Annotated in this window: 25 protein-coding genes and 1 pseudogene; 18 read left to right on the top strand and 8 right to left on the bottom strand. The window is 68.5% G+C overall.

The window, feature by feature from the left end; genetic code table 11:
* Positions 1–1,383 carry a DUF1501 domain-containing protein gene (locus IQ292_RS16410; protein ID WP_203311409.1) on the top strand — a complete coding sequence of 461 codons (1,383 nt, stop codon included), beginning with the start codon at positions 1–3 and terminating at the stop codon, positions 1,381–1,383.
* Positions 1,384–1,411: 28 nt separating this feature from the next.
* On the opposite strand, the gene IQ292_RS16415 is transcribed toward IQ292_RS16410, so the two are convergent.
* Positions 1,412–2,305 carry an iron-containing redox enzyme family protein gene (locus IQ292_RS16415; RefSeq protein ID WP_203311410.1) on the bottom strand — a complete coding sequence of 298 codons (894 nt, stop codon included), beginning with the start codon at positions 2,303–2,305 and terminating at the stop codon, positions 1,412–1,414.
* Positions 2,306–2,455: 150 nt separating this feature from the next.
* Between IQ292_RS16415 and IQ292_RS16420 the strand changes: the two genes are divergently transcribed.
* The 8 genes from IQ292_RS16420 to IQ292_RS16450 are packed head-to-tail and all read left to right on the top strand — an operon-like array spanning position 2,456 to position 8,312.
* Complete coding sequence (locus IQ292_RS16420; protein ID WP_203311411.1) at positions 2,456–3,361, top strand: heme o synthase; 906 nt, start codon at positions 2,456–2,458, stop codon at positions 3,359–3,361.
* The gene (locus IQ292_RS17840; protein WP_275298340.1) at positions 3,358–3,492 is read left to right on the top strand and encodes a hypothetical protein; all 135 of its coding nucleotides are present in this window, start codon (positions 3,358–3,360) and stop codon (positions 3,490–3,492) included. The genes IQ292_RS16420 and IQ292_RS17840 overlap by 4 nt, the downstream gene beginning before the upstream one ends.
* Positions 3,489–4,046 carry a cytochrome c oxidase assembly protein gene (locus tag IQ292_RS16425; RefSeq protein ID WP_203311412.1) on the top strand — a complete coding sequence of 186 codons (558 nt, stop codon included), beginning with the start codon at positions 3,489–3,491 and terminating at the stop codon, positions 4,044–4,046. Before IQ292_RS17840 ends, IQ292_RS16425 begins: the two co-directional genes overlap by 4 nt.
* A 37-nt stretch (positions 4,047–4,083) precedes the next feature.
* Complete coding sequence (locus IQ292_RS16430; RefSeq protein ID WP_203311413.1) at positions 4,084–5,016, top strand: cytochrome c oxidase subunit 3; 933 nt, start codon at positions 4,084–4,086, stop codon at positions 5,014–5,016.
* Positions 5,017–5,039: 23 nt separating this feature from the next.
* The gene (locus IQ292_RS16435) at positions 5,040–5,444 is read left to right on the top strand and encodes a DUF983 domain-containing protein (RefSeq protein ID WP_203311414.1); all 405 of its coding nucleotides are present in this window, start codon (positions 5,040–5,042) and stop codon (positions 5,442–5,444) included.
* 5 nt (positions 5,445–5,449) lie between these two features.
* Positions 5,450–6,052: an SURF1 family cytochrome oxidase biogenesis protein gene (locus IQ292_RS16440; RefSeq protein ID WP_203311415.1), complete on the top strand. Its 603-nt coding sequence runs from the start codon at positions 5,450–5,452 to the stop codon at positions 6,050–6,052.
* The gene (gene thrC / locus IQ292_RS16445) at positions 6,052–7,446 is read left to right on the top strand and encodes a threonine synthase (protein WP_203311416.1); all 1,395 of its coding nucleotides are present in this window, start codon (positions 6,052–6,054) and stop codon (positions 7,444–7,446) included. Before IQ292_RS16440 ends, thrC begins: the two co-directional genes overlap by 1 nt.
* On the top strand, positions 7,443–8,312 hold the full coding sequence (locus tag IQ292_RS16450; RefSeq protein ID WP_203311417.1) for a class I SAM-dependent methyltransferase: 870 nt from the start codon (positions 7,443–7,445) through the stop codon (positions 8,310–8,312). The genes thrC and IQ292_RS16450 overlap by 4 nt, the downstream gene beginning before the upstream one ends.
* A gap of 126 nt (positions 8,313–8,438) precedes the next feature.
* Here the strand turns inward: IQ292_RS16450 and IQ292_RS16455 are convergent, their stop codons facing one another.
* The 3 genes from IQ292_RS16455 to IQ292_RS16465 are packed head-to-tail and all read right to left on the bottom strand — an operon-like array spanning position 8,439 to position 10,029.
* Positions 8,439–9,065, bottom strand: coding sequence for a heme exporter protein CcmB (locus IQ292_RS16455; RefSeq protein WP_203311432.1), 627 nt, complete (start codon positions 9,063–9,065; stop codon positions 8,439–8,441).
* Between the two features lie 2 nt (positions 9,066–9,067).
* Complete coding sequence (gene ccmA / locus IQ292_RS16460) at positions 9,068–9,622, bottom strand: heme ABC exporter ATP-binding protein CcmA (RefSeq protein WP_203311418.1); 555 nt, start codon at positions 9,620–9,622, stop codon at positions 9,068–9,070.
* Positions 9,619–10,029: a metallopeptidase family protein gene (locus tag IQ292_RS16465; protein ID WP_420853713.1), complete on the bottom strand. Its 411-nt coding sequence runs from the start codon at positions 10,027–10,029 to the stop codon at positions 9,619–9,621. Before IQ292_RS16465 ends, ccmA begins: the two co-directional genes overlap by 4 nt.
* 47 nt (positions 10,030–10,076) lie before the next feature.
* Between IQ292_RS16465 and IQ292_RS16470 the strand changes: the two genes are divergently transcribed.
* Positions 10,077–10,382 (top strand): 4a-hydroxytetrahydrobiopterin dehydratase, encoded by a 306-nt coding sequence (locus tag IQ292_RS16470; RefSeq protein ID WP_308814841.1) that lies wholly within the window; start codon positions 10,077–10,079, stop codon positions 10,380–10,382.
* 55 nt (positions 10,383–10,437) lie between these two features.
* Here IQ292_RS16470 and IQ292_RS16475 read toward each other — a convergent pair whose 3' ends face one another.
* A complete protein-coding gene (locus IQ292_RS16475; protein WP_203311420.1) occupies positions 10,438–11,226 on the bottom strand; it encodes an SDR family oxidoreductase in 789 nt (262 codons plus the stop codon).
* A gap of 53 nt (positions 11,227–11,279) precedes the next feature.
* Here IQ292_RS16475 and IQ292_RS16480 point away from each other — a divergent pair, with 53 nt between their 5' ends.
* Positions 11,280–12,032, top strand: coding sequence for an ATP-binding cassette domain-containing protein (locus IQ292_RS16480; protein ID WP_203311421.1), 753 nt, complete (start codon positions 11,280–11,282; stop codon positions 12,030–12,032).
* Positions 12,029–13,564 carry an ABC transporter permease/substrate-binding protein gene (locus IQ292_RS16485; RefSeq protein WP_203311422.1) on the top strand — a complete coding sequence of 512 codons (1,536 nt, stop codon included), beginning with the start codon at positions 12,029–12,031 and terminating at the stop codon, positions 13,562–13,564. The genes IQ292_RS16480 and IQ292_RS16485 overlap by 4 nt, the downstream gene beginning before the upstream one ends.
* A 25-nt stretch (positions 13,565–13,589) precedes the next feature.
* On the opposite strand, the gene IQ292_RS16490 is transcribed toward IQ292_RS16485, so the two are convergent.
* On the bottom strand, positions 13,590–16,331 hold the full coding sequence (locus IQ292_RS16490) for a porin family protein (RefSeq protein WP_203311423.1): 2,742 nt from the start codon (positions 16,329–16,331) through the stop codon (positions 13,590–13,592).
* An 80-nt stretch (positions 16,332–16,411) separates the two neighbouring features.
* Complete coding sequence (locus tag IQ292_RS16495) at positions 16,412–16,867, bottom strand: MarR family winged helix-turn-helix transcriptional regulator (RefSeq protein ID WP_203311424.1); 456 nt, start codon at positions 16,865–16,867, stop codon at positions 16,412–16,414.
* Between the two features lie 95 nt (positions 16,868–16,962).
* Between IQ292_RS16495 and hppD the strand changes: the two genes are divergently transcribed.
* The 5 genes from hppD to IQ292_RS16520 all read left to right on the top strand — a co-directional run bounded on the left by hppD (position 16,963) and on the right by IQ292_RS16520 (position 21,506).
* Positions 16,963–18,027, top strand: coding sequence for a 4-hydroxyphenylpyruvate dioxygenase (gene hppD, locus IQ292_RS16500; RefSeq protein ID WP_203311425.1), 1,065 nt, complete (start codon positions 16,963–16,965; stop codon positions 18,025–18,027).
* Positions 18,028–18,188: 161 nt separating this feature from the next.
* A complete protein-coding gene (hmgA, locus tag IQ292_RS16505) occupies positions 18,189–19,481 on the top strand; it encodes a homogentisate 1,2-dioxygenase (RefSeq protein WP_203311434.1) in 1,293 nt (430 codons plus the stop codon).
* Positions 19,478–20,116, top strand: a complete 639-nt coding sequence (gene maiA, locus IQ292_RS16510) for a maleylacetoacetate isomerase (protein WP_203311426.1) — start codon at positions 19,478–19,480, stop codon at positions 20,114–20,116. Before hmgA ends, maiA begins: the two co-directional genes overlap by 4 nt.
* Positions 20,113–20,475 carry a Rieske (2Fe-2S) protein gene (locus IQ292_RS16515; protein ID WP_203311427.1) on the top strand — a complete coding sequence of 121 codons (363 nt, stop codon included), beginning with the start codon at positions 20,113–20,115 and terminating at the stop codon, positions 20,473–20,475. The genes maiA and IQ292_RS16515 overlap by 4 nt, the downstream gene beginning before the upstream one ends.
* 62 nt (positions 20,476–20,537) lie before the next feature.
* Complete coding sequence (locus tag IQ292_RS16520) at positions 20,538–21,506, top strand: alpha/beta fold hydrolase (protein WP_203311428.1); 969 nt, start codon at positions 20,538–20,540, stop codon at positions 21,504–21,506.
* Here the strand turns inward: IQ292_RS16520 and IQ292_RS16525 are convergent.
* Positions 21,503–22,141: a gamma carbonic anhydrase family protein gene (locus tag IQ292_RS16525; RefSeq protein ID WP_476749649.1), complete on the bottom strand. Its 639-nt coding sequence runs from the start codon at positions 22,139–22,141 to the stop codon at positions 21,503–21,505. The two genes, IQ292_RS16520 and IQ292_RS16525, sit on opposite strands and share 4 nt — an antisense overlap.
* Positions 22,142–22,232: 91 nt before the next feature.
* Here IQ292_RS16525 and IQ292_RS16530 point away from each other — a divergent pair.
* Positions 22,233–22,880 (top strand): annotated as a pseudogene (locus IQ292_RS16530) (methyl-accepting chemotaxis protein); the annotation flags it as partial.

Raw genomic sequence — 22,880 nt, forward strand, 5'->3', positions numbered from 1 at the left:
ATGGATCATGATTGCCAAAGCCGCCGCGCCTTTCTGAAGCGCGGCGCCGCGCTCGGCCTCGCCGGGGTCGCCACGCCCTTCGTCACCAGCCTCGCCGCGATCGGCGAAGCCGCGGCGGCGACCGCGACCGATTACAAGGCGCTGGTCTGCATCTTTCTCTACGGCGGCAACGATTACGCCAACACTTTGCCGCCCTACGACCAGGCCAGCTACAACCAGTATCTCGCCGCGCGCGCCAATATCGCGCTGACCCGCGATTCGCTGGCCAATACCGTGCTGTCGCCCGCGGGGGACCTGGCGGGGGGGCGCCAATATGCGCTCGCGCCGACGATGGGATCGCTGATGCCGCTGTTCAATCAGGGCAAGCTGGCGGTGGTCCTCAACGTCGGCACGCTCGTCCAACCGACGACCAAGGCGCAATATCAGGCGAACAGCGTCAGGCTGCCGCCAAAGCTGTTCAGCCACAACGACCAGCAAAGCTATTTCCAGGCGTCCAATCCGGAAGGCGCGACGTCGGGCTGGGGCGGCCGGACGGGCGATCTGTTCCAGAGCGGCAACGGCGCCTCGACGCTGACCTGCATCAACACCAGCGGCAACGCGGTCTATCTGACCGGCAAATCGGCGGTGCAATATTCGGTCGGCACCGGCGGCCCGGTCGCGCTGATCAACAATGCGTCCAGCCTGTACGGGTCGACCACCGCGGCGGCGACGCTGCGCAGCCTGATGACGGGCGGCAACGCCAACATGTTCGCGAGCGAACATGCCCGCGTGGCGAAACGGGCGCTCGACACCTACACGCAGGTCGCCGGCGCGCTGGCCAATGCGCCGGCCAGTGGCTTCTCGCTGTTCCCGAGCGGCAACAGCCTTGCCGATCAACTCAAGATGGTGGCCCGGATGATCTCCGTCTCGTCCGAACTGGGCGCGAAGCGGCAGGTATTCTTCGTCTCCATCGGGGGTTTCGACCTGCACGACAATCTCGTCGCCCAGCATCCGGGGCTGATCGGCAAGGTCGCCGATGCGATGCGCGCCTTCTACGACACCACCGTGGCGCTAGGCGTCGCCGACAAGGTGACCAGCTTCACCGCCTCCGACTTCGGCCGGACGCTGCAATCGAACGACGACGGTTCCGACCACGGCTGGGGCAGCCACCATTTCGTCATGGGCGGCGCCGTGAAGGGCCAGCGCTTCTACGGCACGCCGCCCGCGATCGGGAACGGCACCGCGGACGACGTCGGCCAGGGCAGGCTGCTGCCGTCGATCGCCGTCGACCAATATGCCGCGACGCTGGCGAGCTGGTTCGGCATCGCCAATGGCGACCTGACGACGGTGTTGCCCAACATGGGCAATTACAACGCGTCGAGCTGGAACCTGGGCTTCGTATAAGGCTGGAGCAGGCGCGAGCCCGCTCGAATCACTGCATGAGCACAGCGCGATAGGCCGCGAAGCAGCGCTCGCCGCACTTGAGGCGGATCAGCGCGCCCTCGGCCATCGCGGTCGCGCGACGCGGATCCTCCTCAACCGCCGGGCGGATCGCCTCGCGGTTCCAGTCCTCCGAATGCTTGACGTCTAGCACCGCGTGCAGGTCGAAATATCGGCGCTCCTTCGTTGAGAAGCCGAGCCGCTTGAGGCCCTTCGCCGTTGCGGCCGAACGATCCGGCGCAGTCAGCTCGATGACGCCGAGCGCGCCGACCGACTGCCATGCGTAGCGGCGGCTGGTCGCCATCGCCGTCATCGCATTGGCCAGGCACAGGCTTTGCCACAGCGTGTTCTCGATGACCGGGTCGACATCCAGCGTCTCGACGAGCGCGTCCAGCATCGGGCCATGCATGCCGGCGGCCTGACCCCGGCCCATCTCGTCCCAATAGTTCCGCGCCAGCTCCAGCTTGGGAAGCTTCGGCAATTTGACCTGCGTCATCGCGACGAGGTCGTCGAAACCGGCCTCGCCCGCCGCTTCCTGTTCGAAGAACCAGCGGAGCTGGTCGAGATCGGCATGGTCGGCGAGCCAGGGGAACAGGGGGTCGTGCTGGCCGGGCCCGCTTGCCTTCAGCGCCTCGAACCAGGCGATGAAGCCGTCGACGTCGGTCGGCGCGGTTGCGGCTTCGTCCGCCACCTCCTCGCGCAGCTCCTCGAGGAAACCGCCTTCGAGCCGCTGCATCCGCACGTCGCGGTCGAGCGTCCGCTGCCAGTCGGCATCGGGAAAGCCCGGTTCCAGCCGTTCGCGGTTCCAATGCGCAAGGCCGCGCTGGAAGCTGTCCGTCAGGAATTGCGAGCCTCGTGAGGGCGCGTCCGCGATCCGCGTTGCCATAAGTGATCTCTCCCGTATCGACCCGGGCAACCCGTTGTTTTCGCCAACGTTCCAGTGCGACTCGGCGCCGTTGACCTCGATCAGTACGTTCGTGCGCCGCGGGCGGCGGCGCCCTTCCCCCACCTCCCCTGGATGCGTATAGCCGCAGCCATGACGACGGCCGAGACGCCTCTCCTGATCCCCGCCGACTGGCGCGATTTCCTGGCGCTGACCAAGCCGAGGGTGATGACGCTCGTCGTCTTCACCGGCCTGTGCGGCATGCTCGCGGCGCCCGTGCCCATTCATCCCGTGCTGGGCTTCACCGCCATCCTGTGCATCGCGCTCGGCGCCGGCGCGGCGGGCGCGCTCAACCAATGGTATGAGGCCGACCTCGACGCGGCGATGCGACGCACGCAGCAGCGCCCCCTGCCCGCGGGCCGCATGGACCGGCAGTCGGCGCTGCATTTCGGCGTCGGTCTGGCCGCCTTCTCGGTCATTCTGATGGGATTTGCGGTCAACCTCGCCGCCGCGGCGATCCTGACCGTATCGATCCTGTTCTACGTCCTCGTCTACACCGTCTGGCTTAAGCGGCGGACGCCGCAGAACATCGTCATCGGCGGCGCGGCGGGCGCGTTTCCGCCGCTGATCGGCTGGGCGGCAGCGACGGGCGACGTGGCGTTGCTGCCCGTGCTGCTGTTCGGCCTCGTCTTCCTGTGGACGCCGCCGCACTTCTGGGCGCTCGCGCTGTTCGTGAAGACGGATTATGCCAATGCCGGCGTCCCGATGCTGCCCGTCGTCGCGGGCGAGCGCGTCACGCGCCACCAGATCGGGCTGTACACCATTCCCATGGCGCTGGCGGGGATCGCACCCTGGCCGCTGGGCCTGACCGGCGCGATCTATGGCATCGTCGCGACCGTGACGACGCTGGTCTTCGCGCTGCTGGCGCTGCGCGTCGCGACGCGGCATACGCAGGCGGACGATCGCATGAAGCCGGAGAAGCGCTTGTTCAGCTATTCGATCCTGTATCTTTTCGTGGTGTTCGGCGCGCTGGTCGTCGACCGCTGGGTGATGGCATGACCCCCGACGATCAAGACCTGATCCGCCGGCGGCAGAAGTCGCGCGCGCTCGTCATGGCGCTGTTGCTGGGTGCGTTCGCGATCCTCGTCTTCGCGATCGCGCTGACCAAGATCCGGCAGGGCATGGTATGAGCGCGCCGGCGGATCCGACGACCCGCCGCCAGCTGCGCACCGCGATGTTCGCCGTGCTCGGCATCTGCCTGATGACGGGCGTCGCCTGGGCCAGCGTCCCGCTTTATCGATTGTTCTGCCAGGTGACGGGGCTGAACGGCACGACGCAGCGCGGCCTCGCGGCGCCGGGCGCGGTCAACCACAAGATCCGCATCGACTTCGACACCAACGTCGCGCCGCACATGCCGTGGCGGTTCCGCCCGGAGAATCCGTCGGACACGGTCGACATCGGTGCGCGCGACATGGCGTTCTTCCTCGCCACCAACACCAGCGACAAGCCGATCACCGGCAGCGCGACGTTCAACGTCACGCCTTCGCAGGCGGGGAAGTATTTCACCAAGATACAATGTTTCTGCTTCACCCAGCAGACGCTCAAGCCGGGCGAGACGGCGCGCATGCCGGTGATCTTCTTCGTCGATCCGAAGATCCTTCAGGACCCGGATGCCAGCGACGTCGAGACGATCACGCTGTCCTACACGTTTTACCCGGTAGATTCCGGCAAGACGCCAAGCTAGGGTCGCCGGCAAGAGAGGGTATAACAGGGACACGACGATGGCCGGCGCCAAGAACCACGACTATCACATCCTGCCACCCAGCATATGGCCCCTGTTCGGCTCGCTGTCCGCGCTCGTCATGGCGTCGGGCGCGATCATGTGGATGCACGGCGGCCATCTGGCGGCGGACAAGGCCAACGGCGGCGGCTGGATCTTCTTCGCCGGCCTCGCGGGCGTGCTGTTCACCATGTACAGCTGGTGGGCCGACGTGGTGCGAGAGGCGCATCACGGCGACCATACGCCCGTCGTGCAGCTGCACTTCCGCTATGGCATGATCCTGTTCATCGCCTCCGAGGTGATGTTCTTCGTCGGCTGGTTCTGGGCGTTCTTCGATTTCTCGCTGTTCCCGACCGCGATGAGCTTCGTCGACGGCCAGGTCGAGCGCGCGGCAGAGGGTGCTGCGGCGATCGCCGCGCAATGGCCGCCCAAGGGGCTGGAGGTGATCAACGCCTTCGAGTTCCCGCTGCTCAACACGCTGATCCTGCTGACCAGCGGCACCACGGTGACCTGGGCGCATCACGCGCTGATCCACAACCAGCGCGGCGGCGAGAAGACGGGCCTATGGGGCCTGCTCGGCGTGGGAAATCGCGACGGCGTGCTGAAGGGCCTGTGGCTGACGGTCGTGCTGGGCGTGCTGTTCAGCTCGATCCAGGCTTATGAGTATGCGCACGCTCCCTTCCCCTTCAAGGGGCTGAACTACGGCGCATCCTTCTTCATGGCGACCGGCTTCCACGGTTTCCACGTGCTGATCGGCACGATCTTCCTGATCGTCTGCCTGATCCGCGCCTACAAGGGCGACTTCACGCCGCGCCAGCATTTCGGCTTCGAGGCCGCGGCCTGGTACTGGCATTTCGTCGACGTCGTCTGGCTGTTCCTGTTCGTCACCATCTATGTGTGGGGTGGCTGGGGCGCGCCGGTCCACGGCGGCTGACGGCATGAGCGGGTGACGATCTGATGGACGATCCGTCACCCGCGCCCGTGCCGCAAAGCGCGGCACGCGCCGTGCTGGAAGCCGGCGCCAGGGGTCTTTGCCCGCGGTGCGGCAAGCCCGCGATCTTCGACGGCTGGATTCGCTTCGCGCCGCGCTGCCGTGCCTGCGGGCTCGATCTCACCCAGTTCAACGTCGGCGACGGCCCCGCCGCCTTCCTCACGCTGATCCTCGGCACCATCGTCGTCGCCATGGCGATCATCGTCGAGATCAAGCTCCACCCGCCGCTCTGGCTGCACATGCTGATCTGGATCCCGGTGACGCTCGCCGGCGTGATCTGGAGCCTGCGCCTCGCCAAGGCCGCCCTGCTCGCCGCCGAATATCGCAACGCCGCGCGCGAGGGTCGGATCGATACAAGCGTCGGGGAGTGATCGCCGTGAAGCGCCTGCCTGTCATCCCGACGCTGGTCGTCGCGCTCGCCGTCGCCGCGATGATCGGCCTGGGCCTTTGGCAATTGCTCGACCGTCTGCCGAAGAAGGAAGCGTATCTGGCGCAACTGGCGCAGAACCCCGCCAAGCCGCCGGTCGCCTTCCCCCGCTTCCCCGACGACCGGCTGCTGTTCCGCCGCACCAGCGCGATGTGCCTGCAACCCGTCGGGCAGCGGCTCGCCGGGGCGGGCGCCGCGGGGTATCGCGTCATCGTCGCCTGCCGTACCGGCGCGGAGGGTCCCGGCTTCGCCGTCCAGCTCGGCACGACGCACGATCCCCGGTTCCACAGCGACTGGCGCGGCGGCATGGTGACGGGCTTCGTCAGCCATGCGCCCGACGCGCGTCCGCTGCTCGCCACCCTGTTCGATCATCGCCCGCAGGACATGCTCCTCGTCGCCGATCGCGCACCGCCGGGGCTTGCCCCCAATGGCAAACCGGACCTATCGAGCGTGCCGAACAACCATCTCTCCTATGCGGTGCAGTGGTTCTTCTTCGCTGCCATCGCCGCCGTGATCTATGCACTCGCGGTCAGCCGACGCCGGAGCCGTTGATGCGTTACGTTTCCACCCGCGGGTCCGCGCCCGCGCTCGACTTCCGCGAGGTCACGCTCGCCGGACTGGCCAGCGACGGCGGCCTCTACGTGCCCGAAGCCTGGCCGACCCTGAGCCCGGAGGCGATCTCTGGCCTGCGCGGCCTGTCCTATGTCGACACTGCCGTCGCGGTGATGGCGCCGTTCGTCGCGGGGAGCCTGAGCGAGGCCGACCTGCGCGCGCTATGCACCGCCGCCTATGGCCGCTTCGCCCATGCCGCAGTGACCCCGCTGGTCCAGCTCGACCACGACCAGTGGCTGCTCGAGCTGTTCCACGGACCGACGCTCGCGTTCAAGGACGTCGCGTTGCAATTGCTCGGTCAGCTGTTCGAGCGCTTCCTCTCCGGCGGCGAGGCGCCGGTGACGATCGTGGGGGCGACCAGCGGCGATACCGGGTCGGCGGCGATCGACGCGGTCGCGGGCCGCGCCGGCATCGACATCTTCATGCTGCACCCCGCGGGGCGCGTGTCCGATGTCCAGCGACGCCAGATGACGACGGTGCTGGCGCCCAACGTCCACAATATCGCGATCGACGGCGACTTCGATACGGCGCAGGCGCTGGTCAAGGCGATGTTCAACGACGCCGGTTTCGCCAGCCGGTTCCGCCTGTCAGCGGTCAATTCGATCAACTGGGCGCGGCTGATGGCGCAGGTGGTCTATTACTTCCATGCCGCCGTCCGCCTCGGCGCACCGGAGCAGCCGATCGCCTTTTCCGTCCCGACCGGCAATTTCGGCGACGTCTTCGCCGGCTATGTCGCGGCGCGCATGGGACTGCCCATCGCGAAGCTGATCGTGGCGACGAACGTCAACGACATCCTCTATCGTGCCCTCTCCGCCGCCGACTACAGCCGCGGCACCACCGTTCCGACCGCGACACCGTCGATGGACATCCAGGTCTCGTCCAATTTCGAACGGCTGCTGTACGATGCCAACGGTCGCGACGGGCATGCCCTCGCGACGCAGATGGCCGGCTTCGAGCGCGACGGCACCATGCGGCTGACCAACGCCCAGGCCGATTTCGCGCGCAACCTGTTCGTGCCCGCGCGAATCGATGCGGACGGCATGGCCATGGCGATGCGCTGGGCGGCCGAACAGGGCGGCGAGATCCTTGATCCGCACACCGCGATTGCATTCGCCGCCGCGCGCGAAGCCGGGCTGGACGTACCGGTCGTGACGCTGGCGACCGCCCATCCGGCCAAATTCCCCGACGCCGTGGAGCGCGCGACCGGGGCTCGTCCGACGTTGCCGGCACGGCTCGGCGACCTGTTCGACCGCGAGGAGCGCTATGCGTCGCTGCCCGGCACGTTCGACGCCGTCACGGCCTATATCGCGCAGCGGGCGACGCCGCGCGCATGAAGATCGAGACGATGATCGGCGCGCCCTGGTCCGACTATGGGCTGCTCGATTCGGGCCACGGCCGCAAGCTGGAGCGCTACGGCCGCTTCCGCTTCGTGCGTCCGGAACCGCAGGCGATGTGGGCGCCGGCGACCACCGATTGGCGCGCGCAGGGCGAGTTCGTGCCCGGCTCCGACGAGGAAGGCGGCGGCCGCTGGGTCTTCGCGGAGCCGGTGCCGCGCGACGGCTGGCCGATGAAGTGGGAGCAGGTCCGCTTCACCGCGCAGACGACGCCGTTCCGGCACCTCGGCTTCTTCCCCGACATGGCGCCCGTGTGGCGGTGGATGCGCGAACGCGTCGACGGCATGGACGCGCCGGAGTGCTTGAACCTGTTCGGCTATACCGGCGTCGGCACGCTGGCCATGGCAAGCATCGGCGCCAGGATGGTGCACGTCGACGCGTCCAAGAAATCGGTGGAGGCGGCGCGCGGCAATGCGGCGCTGTCCGGCCTGTCCGACGCGCCGATCCGCTGGATCATCGACGACGCGGCGAAGTTCGTCGCGCGCGAGGTGCGGCGCGGCCGTCGGTACGACGGCATCCTGCTCGACCCGCCCAAATACGGCCGCGGGCCGGAGGGCGAGGTGTGGAGGCTGGAGGAGGATCTGCCGCGCCTGATCGCGGACTGCCGCAAGTTGCTCGACGCCGAGTCGCGGTTTCTGTTTCTCACCGTTTATGCCGTGCGCATGAGTGCGCTGGCGATCGGCGAGATGCTGCGGCAGGTCTTCGCGGATTTGCCCGGCACCGTGGAGGCGGGGGAATTGGGGGTCCGCGAGGAAGCCCGCGGCATCACGCTACCCACCGCAATCTGGGCGCGCTGGTCCCGATAGGCCGCGGCCGCTCCCACCGGCGGAGCGCAGTGCGATCCTCCGGCGCCAGGCGATCCTGATGCTTCGCCGCTCGTCCGGCGGGTAGGCGTGAGGGCCGGCACTGCCGCCGCCCTCGTGGATCAGGCGCTAATCCAGCCCGGCGCGCATCGCCGCGGCGGTGACGAACGGTGCACCGGCGACCAGCAGCAGGCTCGTCGCGCCGAGCAGCTTCAGCGCGCCCGCACCCTCGCCCGTGCCGAAGATCAGCAGCGGCACGGCGAGCGGCAGCATCACGAGCCCCGCGATCGCGCCGGCGCCGCGCAGCCCGGCGACGAGCGCCCCCGTCGCGAGGCCCAGCGCCGCCAGCCCAGGCGTGCCGAGCAGAAGACCAAGCTCGACGCGCATCAACGTCGCCGCCGAAAGGTCGAGCAGCGCCGCCGCCACGACCGTGGCCAGCATCAATGCCGGCGCGAAGCCGAGCCAATGCGCGGCCAGCTTCGCGGCGGCGACCAGCGCGAGTGGCACGTCGCGGACGGCGAATTGGTCGATGACGCCGCCTTCCAGATCGGGCGCGACCAGCCGCTCCGCCGGCAGAAGAGCGGCGAGAAGCGCCGCCGCCCAGATCACGCCTCCACCTATGCGTCCCAACAGTGCCGCATCCGGCCCGACCGCGAACGGGAAGAGGATCGCAACCAGCAAGAAGAAGGCGATCGGCCAGAGCAGACCGCCGCCGGCCCAGGCGCGGCGGAGATCGCGTGCGACGAGAGGCAGCATGCTCATCCGCCCAGCACCACCGCCCGCGCGCCGGGCAGCGTGACGACGGCGTGGCTGGCGACGACCGCGATGCCGCCGGCGGCGCGATGCGCGGCGAGCAGCCGGTCGAGGAGCGCCATGCCCTGCGCATCGAGACCGTTCGTCGGCTCGTCGAGCAGCCATATCGGCGTGCCGCTTCCCCAGATGCGGGCCAGCGCGGCGCGGCGGCGCTGGCCGGTGGACAGCATCCGCAGGGGAACGGAGGCCACGCCTGCCAGACCCAAAGCGTCGAGCGCCGCCAGGGGCGCCGCGATCCAGAAGGCCAGCGCACGGCCCAGGGGAAGTTCGGGATCCAGTGCGTGGGCCTCGGTCAGCAGCGCGACCGCGCCATCGCGCGTCACCTGTCCCGCGGCGGGTCGCAGCAGCCCCGCGAGGATGCGCATCAGCGTCGACTTGCCGGTTCCGTTCGGCCCGGTCACGAGCGCGGCGTCGCCCGCCGCAAGGGCAAGATCGACATGGTCGAACAGGATCCGCCCGCCACGCGCGGCCGCGACGTCGACGAGGGTCAGCGCGGTCAATCCGCCACCGCGTCCTCGAGCGCATGCATGTCGTCGTCGGACAGCCCGAAATGATGGCCGATCTCATGGATCGTCACATGGCGGACGAGATCATCGAGCCGCACGTCCGTCTCGACCCATTCGTCCAGAATCGCGCGGCGGTAGAGGTGGATGCGATCGGGAAGCGCACCGGAGTCGAGCGACGACTTCTCGCCGATCGGCCGCCCATGGTAGAGGCCGGTGAGATCGAGCGGATGGTCCAGCCCGAGTGCCGCGAGCGTCTCGTCGTCGGCGAACTCCTCGACGATCAGGACGATGTCGCCCAGATGCGCGCGAAACGGCGCGGGCAGCCGCGCGATCGTGTCGCGCGCGATCCGCTCTATCGTCTCCGCGTCGGGGGCCGTGCCCAGAGCCTCTTGCCCGTTCATGATCCACGCCATACCCCGTGTCCTCCCGCCGCAGCAAGGACGACACCGTGACCGACGCCCCCATCGAAGCGCTGAGCGAAGCCGAGCGCGCCGACGCGCTCGATGGGCTCCCCGAATGGGACTATGACGAGGCGCGCGACGCGATCACCCGCAGCCTCGTATTCGCCGATTTCGTCGAGGCATTCGGCTTCATGACGCAGGTGGCGCTGATGGCGGAAAAGGCCAATCACCACCCCGAATGGAGCAACGTCTACAATCGGGTCGAAATCCTGCTGACCACGCACGACGCCGGGGGCCTGTCGGGCCGCGACATCGAGATGGCGGAGGCAATCGACGCGATCGTCGACGCGTGATGCTTCAGCCGGCGGCCCGGATCGCCGCCGGCCCACTTCCGTGGCCCGGGGACGATCAGCGCAGCGCCTTGCGCATCCGCTTGCGGAGTTGCCCCGGCATCCAGCGCGCCGCGAAGCGAAGGCGGTCGGCGGTCTTGCCGACATAGGTGTGGACCGCATCGCCATGGACCGCGGCCCAGGCGGCCTCCGCGACGCGGTCGACCGGCGTCAGTTCCAGGCCGGCGCCCGTCACGCTCTCGCGGATCGTGCGGTTGGTACCGCCGGCGACGCCGTCGAGCAGCGGCGTCTCGATGAAGCTCGGCAGCAGGTCGCGCACCTTGATGCCCTCGCGATACCATTCGCCGTCCAGCGCCTCGGTCAGGCCGCGGACCGCGAACTTGGTGGCCGAATAGGTGGCGAGACCCGACGATCCGTAGATGCCGGACGCGGACGAGGTGTTGAGCAGCACCGACCCCGGCGTCTTCGCCAGATAGCCATGGCCGATCCGCGCGCCGTTGAGCACGCCCGTGAAGTTGATCGCGACGGTGCGATCGATATCCTCGAAGCTCGCCTCCGCCAGCGGGCCGCCGGTGCCGATGCCGGCGTTGTTGAACAGGACGTCGAGGCGCCCGCCGCTCTTCTTCGTGAAATCGTCGAGGCTCGCGCGCCACGCATCGCGGTCGCGCACGTCCATGACATAATGCTCGGTCAGCCCGGCGGGCAGTTGCGCCGCCGTTTCGGCGAGAAGGGCGGCGTTGACGTCGGCGAGGCCGACGCGCCAACCGCGGCTGGCGAAAAGCCGCGCGACCGCGCGGCCGATGCCCGACGCGCCGCCGGTGATGAAGATCGCGCGTACCTCGCTCAACCGTCCTCTCCTTCGATTGCCTTTGCGCCAGGCATCCCGCATCCTCGTGGACGATGCCAGCAGAATCGCTCCGCCTTGATCATATTGCCAAGCGGTTCGGCGATACGCCAGCGGTGGACGACGTCACCCTCGGCATCGCGAAGGGCAGCTTCGTCGCGCTCGTCGGGGCGTCGGGGTCGGGCAAGTCGACGCTGCTCCAGATGATCAACCGGCTGATCACGCCCGACACGGGCCGCGTCCTGATCGATGGCGTGGATGTCGCCACCGGTCCCGCTCATCTGGTGCGCCGCCGCATCGGCTACGTTTTTCAGGGGATCGGCCTGTTCCCGCACATGACTGTCGCGGAAAACATCGCGATCGGCGCCCGCATCGCCGGGCAGCCGATACCCGACGTCGCCGCCCTGCTCGACCTCGTCCGGCTGCCGGGCGCCATCGCCGACCGGATGCCCGATGCGCTGTCGGGCGGCCAGCGTCAGCGCGTCGCGATCGCCCGGGCGCTCGCGCCCGGTGCCAGGCTGCTCCTTCTCGACGAGGCGTTCGGTGCGCTCGATCCGGTGACGCGCGACGCATTGGGCCGGGAAATCCGCGACCTGCACGACCGGCTGGGTCTGACCACCATCCTGGTCACGCACGACATGGCGGAGGCGCTGCTGCTCGCGACGCGGGTGCTGGTGATGCGGGCCGGGCGCATCGTCGCGGACGAGACGCCTGCCGCGCTGCTCGCCGGCGAGGGTGGCGAAGCGGCGCAGGCGCTCGTCGCCGTGCCGCGCGATCAGGCGCGCCGTCTCGCGGACCTGCGGGCATGAGCGCTTTCGCAGACGCGCTGGCCGAAGTGCCGCCGCTGCTCGCCAGCCATGTCCGGCTCGCCGCCGCCGCGCTCTTCGCGGGGCTCGCCATCAGCCTGCCGCTCGCGGTACTGGCGCACCGCCGACCATCGATCGGGCGGATCGTACTCGGCTTCGCCAGCCTGGTGCAGACGATCCCGGGCCTCGCCCTGCTCGCACTCTTCTACCCGCTATTGCTGTGGCTTTCCGCTGCCGCGGGCGGCGGGATACCCGCTCTGGGCTTCCTCCCCTCGCTGCTCGCGCTGACGCTCTATGCGCTGCTGCCGATCATCCGCAACGGGGTCGCCGGCCTCGACGGCATCGATCCGGCGGTGATCCAGGCGGCGGACGCCGTCGGCATGACGCCGATGCAGAAACTGCGTCTGGTCGAGGCGCCGCTCGCGCTGCCGGTGCTGGTCGCGGGTATCCGCACCGCCGCGGTATGGACGATCGGCGCGGCGACGCTGTCGACGACGGTCGGCTGCCCGAGCCTGGGCGACATGATCTTCGCCGGCCTCCAGACCCAGAACTGGGCGCTGGTGCTCGCAGGCTGCATCGCCGCCGCAGCGCTGGCGATGGTCGTCGACGCGCTGATCGGTCTGGTCGAGCGCGGCATCGTACGACGCCGGCGCGGAACCTGGATCGCCGCTCTCGCCGTCCTCGCGGCGGGCGTGGGTGCCGCTGCGGCGCCGCTGGTGCAGCGGGGCGGCGAGCGGGTGGTCACGATCGGTGCCAAGAACTTTTCGGAGCAATATATCCTCGCGCGGCTGATCGGCGACCGGCTGCGCGATGCCGGCTACACCGTGCGCTATCGCGACGGACTGGGGTCGGCGGTGATCTATCGCGCGCTCGCGGGCGGGGATGTCGATGTCTACGTCGACTATGCGGGCACGCTGTGGAACGGCGCGATGCATCGCAGCGACGTGCCGCCGCGCGCCGCCATGGTCGGCGCGATCGGCGCGTGGACCCGCCGCACCGACGGCGTGCGCCTGCTCGGCCCGCTTGGGTTCGAGAATGCCTATGCCTTCGCGATGCGGGGGCAGGAGGCGCGGCGGAAGGATATCGCGGACCTCGATGCGCTTGCCCGCGCGGCGCCCTCCCTTCGGCTCGGCAGCGACCTGGAATTCCTGTCGCGTCCCGAATGGGCGGCGGTACGCCGTGCCTATGGCTTCCGATTCGCCACGGCGACGCCGTACAGCCCGACCTTCATGTATCGCGCGCTGTCCAGCGGTCAGGTCGACGTCATCTCCGCCTTTTCCTCCGACGGACGGATCGCGGCGGACGGTCTGACGGTGCTGGCCGATCCGCGCCATGCCATCCCGAGCTACGACGCGCTGCTGCTCGTCGCGCCGCGCCATGCGGACGATCCACGCCTGCTCGGCGCGCTTCGTCCGCTGGTGGGGCGCATCCCGGTCACCGCGATGCGCGAGGCGAACTATCGCGTCGACCGGGATGCCGACAAGCAGAGCCCGGACGCTGCGGCCAGGTGGCTGGCGCAGCGCCTGGGCCTTTGACGCCGGGCATCCCGGCGGTGCCCGCTCAGGATGACTGACGCGACTGGAAGTTCGGCAGGGGACTGAACAGCTTGCGGATGCTCAGGCGGATCGTCCGGCCGAGCGGATTGAGATAGTCCGGCTGGTAGCTGATCGGCGTTATGCCATTGGCGTCGCGCACGCGCTGGCGGCTGTCGAACAGATTGTCGACGCCCAGCGTCATGCGGAGCCCGCGCACCCAGGGATGCGCCTTCAGCAGCGGCAGTTGCTGGCCGAAATCGGCGAAGACGCGCAGGTTGGCGGTGGCGAGGCCGGAGAAGGTCAGCGGCTGCGGTTGCGCGGCGGTTCCGCCGTTGACGCGCGTTCCGGTCTGGTAGTCGCCCGACAGCCGCACGCCGATGCCGTTGTTCGAATAACCCGTCTGCAGTTCGAACTCGTGCCGGGGCTGGCCGCCGTTCTGGCCGATCGCATCGCCGTTCAGCAGGTCGAGGCTCGGTCCGCCCGGCGCGACCAGGACGCGATCGGTCAGGTGCCAGGTGTGGTAGAAGGCGAACTGGATACGGCCGCCGCCCTGTCCGCCCCGGCCGCCACCGAAGCCGCCGCCGCCGAAGCCGCCGCGTCCGCCATAGCCGCCGGGTCCCCGGCCGCCGCCGCCCGCCGCAGCCTGATCGCCGCCCGGAGGCGGTGCTGGCGCATCGCCCGCCGGCGGCGGGGGTGGCGCTCCGTCGGCCGTCTGACCGCGCCCGCCGCGTGCACCGCCGCCGGGGAAACCGGGCAGGCGCATGCCGGCGAACGGATTGGGTCCGGTGCCGGCGCGGAACGCCTCGATCTCCTTCTGGATGCGCGACTTGATCGGCTTGCTGAAATTGATCCCCCAGCGCAGCGACGAATTCTCCGTCCGCGCATAGTTGATCGGGCGCGTGTCGAGCCGGATCAGTTCGCCGTCGGTATCGCGCGTGAAGCGATCGGGAAAGGCCGCCTCGATCGCCGCGGTCGGCGTCGGAAAGCTCGCGATCGGATTGTTGACGCGGGTGTTGGTATAGCCCGCGATCAGCGTCAGGTCCTTGTCGTCCCAGGGCTTCAGGTTGAGGCCGAGGCGCGTGACGCGGCGATTGTCCTCGGTCAGCGCGGGATTGCCGCCGCTCACCGTCGTCACCGTCGTCGTCGCGCCGCGCACATAATCGAACACGCGCACGTTGGGCGTGACGATCAGCGGGTTGCCCAGCTGCGCCGCGCTCGGCGCCTCGTCCTGGTGGCTGACGGAGCCGATCAGGCGGACGCCGTTCAGCGGCGACCAGTTGACGCCATAGCCATAGGTATAGAGCGTGCCGAAATCCGACAGATGGTCGACGGCGGCATTGGCGTTGAGCGACAGGCTGCCGATCGCGCTGAGCACGTCCTTGACGCGGCTGGCGATCGGCACGTCGATGTTGAGTCGTCCGTTGACGATATCCCGGGAAACCTGGCCCGCACTGGTGATGCCGACCCCGTTCAGCCCCTGCCGATAGGAACTGCTGTCGAGGCTGCTCGCCTGCGCACCGACGCGCAGGGTCGTGGAGATCGGGCCGGCCGGAAGATCGACGAGCGGGCCGTTGACGAGCGCCTGCAACTGGCCGCTGTTCGACAGCGACCGGCCGCGGTTGGCGATGCCCGCGCCGATGTCTGCCGCCGTCAGCGCCGCATTGGGATTGGCGGTGGGATCGCCGGCATTGAGGCGCGCCTGGAAAGCGCTGGTGTCGACCCCGGTCTCGGTGAAGGTACGCGTATCGGCGCGGTCGTAGGTCCCCGTGACCGTCCATAGCCACTTGGCGCTCAGCCGCCCGTTGAGCGACGTGCCGAGATGCGCGGTGATCCCCTGGCTGCGCTGCGCCAGCGGCAGGAAGTCCCCGCCCGACAGCACGTTGGTGACCGTCGTCGCGCCGCCCGACGCGAACGGGTTGCCCGCCGGCACGGCAAAGGTCGCGGTCGGCAGCCCATATTGACCGATGCTGTCGCTGGTCGCGATCTCGCCGTTGATCGATGCCGAAACCCCGCCGATCGGACGGGCGTAGACCATGTTGGTCGACACGTTGCGGGTGAACGGCTGTAGCGTGCGGTACGGCCGCTGGTCGAAGCTGGTCGTCGCGCCCTCGGTGGGGGCGGCGGCGATGTCGCGCTGCGACTCGAGCAGGGCGGCGCTTTCCTGGTAATTGGTGTTGATGTTGAGCCGGGCGCCGTTGCGGATCGACAATATGCCGAGCTGCGCCTGTGGCGCGTTGCCGCCGCCTTCGGTCGACGTCTTGTCAGCAAGCTCCACCGTCGTCGCGCGGAAGCGGCGGCGCAGGACGATGTTCACGACCTTCTGATCGGCGGTGTAGCCGTATTTGAGCGCGACCTCCTCCGGCAGGATGTCGACGCGGGCGATCGCTTCGGTGGGGATATCGCGGATTTCCTGGAAACCGGCGATCCTCTTGCCGTCGAGCAGCACCACCGGCGGTCCGCCGACCCCGCTCGTCGTCTGCGGCCCCAGTTCGGTGAGCAGGTCCGAGACGGAGCTGACGCCATAGGCGCGGATGTCCGCCGGGCCGAGCTGCTGCTCGGGCGGTATGTCGCCGATCACCGAACCCGGCAGGTTTCGCGTGCCGCGAACGATGATGTCGGGTTCGTCGCTGACCTCTTCCTGCTGGGCCGGCGCGGCGGCCTTGGGCGCGGGCTGCTGCGCGGATGCGGTCGGCGCCTGCGCCTGCTGCGCCGCCGCCATCGCCGGCCAGCTCACCGCCGCCATCGTCATCGCCAGCCCAATGCGCATCCGCCACTCCGTACCCGAACCGTTCCGGCCAAACGCCGGACCGTGCGCCTAGGGGGCAATTGTCGCGAGAGTGTGTCGGCTCAGCCGTTTTTCTCCTGATCCAGCGCAAAGGCTTCGATCCGGTGCAACATGTCGCTGAACGCCGCGACCTCGTCGCGCGGAAACCGCGAGAAGATCCGCGCCTCGAGATCCAGCGCCTTGGGCGCCACCGCCGCGTAAAGCGCATGGCCGGCTTCGGTCAGGTCGAGCAGGTGGCTGCGCCTGTCGTCGGGATTGTCCTGCCGCGCAAGAAGCCCACGCTCGACCAGCGCGATCGCCGCGCGGCTGACGGTCACCTTGTCCATCCGCGTCCGCGCGCCGATCGCCTGCTGCGTGATCCCGCCGCTTTCCGCGATCACGGTGATCAGCCGCCATTCGGGAATCGAGAGGCCGAACAGCGACTGATAGGCGCGCGCGATCAATCCGCTGACCAGGTTCGAGGTGACCGACAGCCGGAACGGCAGGAATTCGTCGAGAACGAGGCGCGGTTCACCCATCCGCCAATTGGTATCAGTTGACACCTTTTTGGCAATGGCGCAGGAATTTGGTATCAAGCGATACCAGTTTTGGGCTCGCGACAGGAGCGAAAGCCATGGACCATATCGACGTCAATCCGATGGGCCTCGACGGGTTCGAGTTCTGCGAATTCACCTCTCCCGATCCGGACGCACTGGCCGCGCAGTTCGAGGCGATGGGCTTTGTCGCGGCGTCGACGCATCCCTCGCGGGCGGTCACCCGCTACAAGCAGGGGCGTATCAACCTGCTGATCAATCGCGAGGACAGCGGCCATGCGGCGGAGTTCCGCGCCGCGCACGGCCCTTCGGCGAGCGCGATGGCGTTTCGCGTGCAGAACGCGCGCGAAGCCTATGACGCGGCGATCGCGCGCGGCGCCAAGCCGGCGCCGGCCGGTCAGGCCCTGGACGACATTCCCGCGCTGGAGGGGATCGGCGGATCCCTGCTGTATCTGGTCGACCGTCACGGCGCCGCGGGTTCGATCTACGACAGCTGGGACCAAGTGCCCGGCGCGGCGGAAGCGGAGGCCGAGAACAACGTCGGCCTGGATCTGCTCGACCACCTCACCCACAACGTCCGGCGCGGGCAGATGCGCGTCTGGTCGCAATTCTACGGCCAGATCTTCGGCTTCGAGGAGCAGAAGTACTTCGACATCAAAGGCAAGGCGACCGGCCTGTTCAGCCAGGCGATGATCGCCCCCGACCGCGCGATCCGCATCCCGCTGAACGAGAGCCAGGACGACAAGAGCCAGATCGAGGAATTCATCCGCGACTATAACGGCGAGGGCATCCAGCATCTCGCGCTGACCACCGACGATATCTACGAGACGGTGGAAAAGCTGCGCGCGCGCGGCGTGAAGCTGCAGGACACGATCGAGACCTATTACGAACTGGTCGACAAGCGCGTGCCGAACCATGGCGAGGACCTGGAACGGCTGCGCCGGAACCGTATCCTGATCGACGGCAACGTCGGCGAGGAGGGCCTGCTGCTGCAGATCTTCACCGAGACGATGGTGGGGCCGATCTTCTTCGAGATCATCCAGCGCAAGGGCAACGAAGGGTTCGGCAACGGCAACTTCCAGGCGCTGTATGAGTCGATCGAGCTGGATCAGATCCGTCGCGGCGTCATTACGGTCGACGCATAAGCGTCGGCCGGATGCCCGCGCGAAGGCGCTGGGCCGGGACCCGCCGTCATGACCAGTCAGGAGACCCGCCTCCGCGGGCATGACGGAGCAGGAGCGGCGGCGTTAGACGACGGGGTGGTGGAGGCAGGAGAGGAAGCTAGACAATGACGGACCGCCACCCCATGACCGACTATATCCCCGGCTTTGGCAACCATGTCTCGACCGAGGCGGTGCCCGGCGCGCTGCCCATCGGCCGCAATTCGCCGCAGCGGCCCGCTTTCGGCCTCTATGCCGAACAGCTCTCCGGCACCGCCTTCACGGCGCCGCGGCACGAAAACCGGCGCTCCTGGCTCTACCGCATGCGGCCGACGGCGGAGCATCCGCCCTATCGCCGCTATGAGGGGGCCGCGCGGTTCGCGCCGGGGACCGACGACGCGCCGCTCGCGCCCAACCGGCTGCGCTGGGATCCGACGCCGCTGCCGACCGCGCCCACCGACTTCGTCGACGGGCTGGTCACGATGATGGCGAACCGCGATCCGGCCGAGCTGGAGGGCGTCGCGCTGCACGTCTATGCCGCCAATCGCGACATGACCGCGCGCGTCTTCATGGATGCCGACGGCGAACTGCTGTTCATCCCGGAACAGGGCCGGGTCGCGCTGCACACCGAACTCGGGCGGATCGAGGTCGCACCGGGCCAGATCGCGCTGGTGCCGCGCGGCGTGCGCTTCCGCGTGCGCCTGCCGGACGGGAAGGCGCGCGGCTATCTGGCGGAGAATCACGGCGCCCTGTTCCGCCTTCCCGATCTGGGCCCGATCGGCGCCAACGGTCTCGCCAATCCGCGCGACTTCGAGACGCCCGTCGCCTGGTTCGAGGACAGCGACGAACCGACCGAGGTGATCCAGAAGTTCATGGGATCGCTGTGGACCACCACGCTCGACCACAGCCCGCTCGACGTCGTTGCCTGGCACGGCAATCTCGCGCCGTGGCGCTACGACCTGTCGCGCTTCAACACGATCAACACGGTCAGCTTCGACCATCCAGATCCGTCGATCTTCACCGTCCTGACCTCGCCGTCCGACGTGCCCGGCCGCGCCAACGCCGACTTCGTCATCTTCCCGCCGCGGTGGATGGTCGCGGAGAATACCTTCCGACCGCCGTGGTTCCACCGCAACGTGATGTCCGAGGCGATGGGGCTGATCACCGGCGCCTATGACGCCAAAGCGGAAGGTTTCCAGCCCGGCGGCATCAGCCTGCACAACATGATGGCCGGCCACGGGCCCGACCTCGCGAGCTGGCAGGGCGCCTCCGCCGCCGATCTGAAGCCGCACAAGATCGACGGCACGATGGCCTTCATGCTTGAAAGCTGCTGGCCCTATGCGCCGACCACGCACGCGCTGGGTCATGCGCAGCTCGACTACGATGCGGTGTGGAAGGATTTCCCGAAGGCGCGGCTGCCCGCGGACCCTTCGGCATGATCCTCCACGGCTATTGGCGATCCGGCGCGGCCTATCGCGTCCGCATCGCCCTCGCGCTCAAGGGCGTCGCGTATGAACAGGTCAATCACGACCTGCGCACCGGCGCGCAGGCTGCGGCCGGCTATGCCGCGCTCAATCCGCTGAAACTCGTCCCTGCGCTGGAGATCGACGGGCGCGTGCTGACACAGTCGAGCGCGATCATCGAATGGCTGGACGAGACGCATGCCGATCCGCCCCTGCTGCCCGCAGACCCGTTCGGCAGGGCAAGCGTGCGGGCGATGGTCGCGACGATCGCGGGCGACACCCACCCGCTGCACAATCTGCGCGTCCACAAGGCGCTGCGGGAACGATTCGGAGCAGACGAGGCGGCGGTCGCCGACTGGAACCGCCACTGGATCGCCACCGGCCTTGCCGCGGTCGAGGCAGCGGTCCGGCGCGACGGACGCGGCTTCGCCTATGGCGACACGCCGACGATGGCGGATTGCTACACGGTGCCCGCACTCTATTCCGCCAACCGTTTCGGTGTGGATGTGGCGTCCTTCCCGGCCCTGGCGGCGGCGGTCGAGCGCGCGGCGGCCCTGCCCGCAATCCAGTCCGCCCATCCGTCGGTCCAACCCGACGCGGACCCGGCATGAGTGACACCGTCCGGCTGACGGCCACGCCCGCCGGCGTCCGGCTGGCGCCGCTCGAGGCGATCGTCGACGGTCGTGCGCGCAACTTCGTGCTCCAGATGAAAGCCGGCCGTTTCCACGGCTTCGTGGTCAGACGGGGACGGGAGGTCGCCGGCTATGTCGACCGCTGTCCGCACGCGGGGGTACCCCTTGCCCAGAAGCTCGACGACTATCTCACGCCCTCGGGCGATCTGATCGCGTGCAGTTGGCATGGCGCGCTGTTCCGCATCGACGACGGAACCTGCGTCGGCGGCCCGTGCGTCGGCCAGGCATTGACGACCTGGCCCGTCCGGGTGATCGAAGGCTTCGTCACCACCGCCTGACGCTTTCGCATCCGCAGCATCGCGGCTATCCTTCGACTCCGAACCTCGTGGGAGTGCATGCGATGGCGTCCGAAGACCGTCTGACGATGAGCGCGCTGTTCGGCGGCCTCGTCGCCGCCTCCGGCTTCGGCCTTGCGGGCTATTCCGAATGGATCGCACGCGAGGCGGAACGCATGGTGCCGCCCGACGGCGCCTTTCGCGAAGTGGACGGCGCGCGGCTGCACTACGTCACGCTGGGCGATGCCGGCAAACCCGCGATCGTCATGATCCACGGGCTTGCCGGGCAGCTGCGCAACTTTTCCTATGCGATGGCCGACGCGCTGGCGGATCGGTACCGGGTCATCCTCGTCGACCGGCCGGGGTCGGGCTATTCGGTCGCGCACGGCGCCGTGCAGCCGAACCTTGCCGGCCAGTCGGCGATGATCGGGCAATTGATCGGGTTCCTCGGACTGGAGCGGCCGCTCGTCGTCGGCCATTCCCTGGGCGGGGCGGTCGCGCTGGCGCTGGCCGTCGCGCAGCCCGAGCACGTCGGCGGTCTGGCCCTGATCGCGCCGCTGACACAGGATCAGGAGCAGGTCCCCGCCGCCTTTCGCGCGTTGGCGGCGATGCCCGCTGGCTTCCGCCGCCTGATGGCCCAGACGATCGGCACGCCGCTCAGCCGGCTCAACGCCGAGCGGACGCTCGCCGAGGTCTTCGCGCCGGAGCCGGCACCCTCTGATTTCGCGACCCGCGGTGGCGGCGCGCTGGCGCAGCGCCCCGGCAATATCGCCGCGGCGGCGGCGGATCTGTCGGCGGCAAGCACCGACATGCCGGCGCTCGTCGCGCGCTACCGGACGCTGCCGATGCCCGTATCGATCCTGTTCGGCCGCGACGACGCCATCCTCGCGCCCGACCTGCACGGCGAGGTCACCGCCGGTCAGATCCCGGGCGCGACACTCCAGATGGTCGCCGGGGGCCACATGCTACCGGTGACCCAGCCCGAGGTCACCGCCGCCTTCGTCGCCACGGCGGCCCAGCGCGTCACGCGTTAGGCTGAGTCGCCAACGCCAAGATCCTTTGCATAGCGGTGCGCGTTCGCGACATAGGTCGCCGCCGAGAGGCGTAGGCCGGCGACCTCCGCATCGGTCAGCATGCGGGCGACGCGCGCCGGTGAACCGACGATGAGCGCGCGCGGCGGGAACGTCTTTCCTTCCGTCACCAGCGCCCCGGCACCGACCAGCGATTCCTCGCCGATCACAGCGCGGTTGAGGACGATCGCGCCCATGCCGACCAGACTGTGATCGCCGATGGTCGCGCCATGGATGATCGCCCGATGACCGATCGTCACGCCGCATCCGATCGTCGCTGGCGCCCCCGGATCCGCATGGACCACGGCACCGTCCTGCACATTGCTTTCCGCGCCGATCACGATCGGATCGTTATCGCCGCGCACGACCGCATTGAACCACACCGATGCGCTGGGACCGATTGCGACCTGGCCTATGACGTGGGCGCCCGGCGCCACATAAGCGCCGGGAGCGATCTTTGGCGCACGCTCTCCCAGTTTGTGTAACGTCATGATTCTCTTCCAAACTCGTTTTATCGCGTACGGTACCGCTCCGAAATATGCCCCAAATTTACAATCAAAGTGGGTGCATTTAACGGCATATTCACGTTTTCTGTCCAAATCGGGCTGACTGACGCCAGAGACTGATTCCCTGGGGAGGGACGGATATCAGCCAACGGCTTCGTTGCACGGTTCCGAAAGGACACTAAGAATGTTTGCCTGGTTCGAAAAGACCGCCCCGATCCGCACCAAGTTCAAGGTGCTCCTCGTCGTCCACGGCACGTTCGCGGCCTGCGGGGTTCTCACCACCTATCTTGCCGCAAAGGCGCCCCCGGGTGCATGGGTCACCTATGTCGCACTGGCGGGGGGGCTGTTTGCGCTGACCGTCGCGACCGTCCTGGCCAGCGGCCGCATGATCTGCACGCCCTATGTCAACACGGTGATACGGATGGAAGGTCTTGCGGCCGGAAATCTGGACGGGCCGATCGCCTATACCGATTACCAGGATTGTGTCGGCCGCATGACGCGCGCGATGCAGGTGTTCCGCGACAATGCCGAAAAGGTCCGGGCCAGCGCCTCGGCTCAGGCGATCATCGTGTCCTCGCTGGGCGAGGGCCTTGATCAACTGGCGGCCAATAACCTGACCCACCGCATCGTCACCCCCTTCCCTGCCGACTATGAGCAGCTTCGCAGCGACTATAATCGTGCGATGGAGGGCGTATCGGCCGCGATGACGGCCGTCGCCGCCGCAACGAACGGCATCAACAACGGCGCGAGCGACGTCCGCCAGGCATCGGACGACCTGTCGCAGCGTACCGAGCAGCAGGCCGCCAGCCTGGAAGAGACCGCCGCCGCGATG

This window comes from Sphingomonas beigongshangi, assembly GCF_016820445.1.
In the GTDB taxonomy this organism is placed as follows: domain Bacteria; phylum Pseudomonadota; class Alphaproteobacteria; order Sphingomonadales; family Sphingomonadaceae; genus Sphingomonas; species Sphingomonas beigongshangi.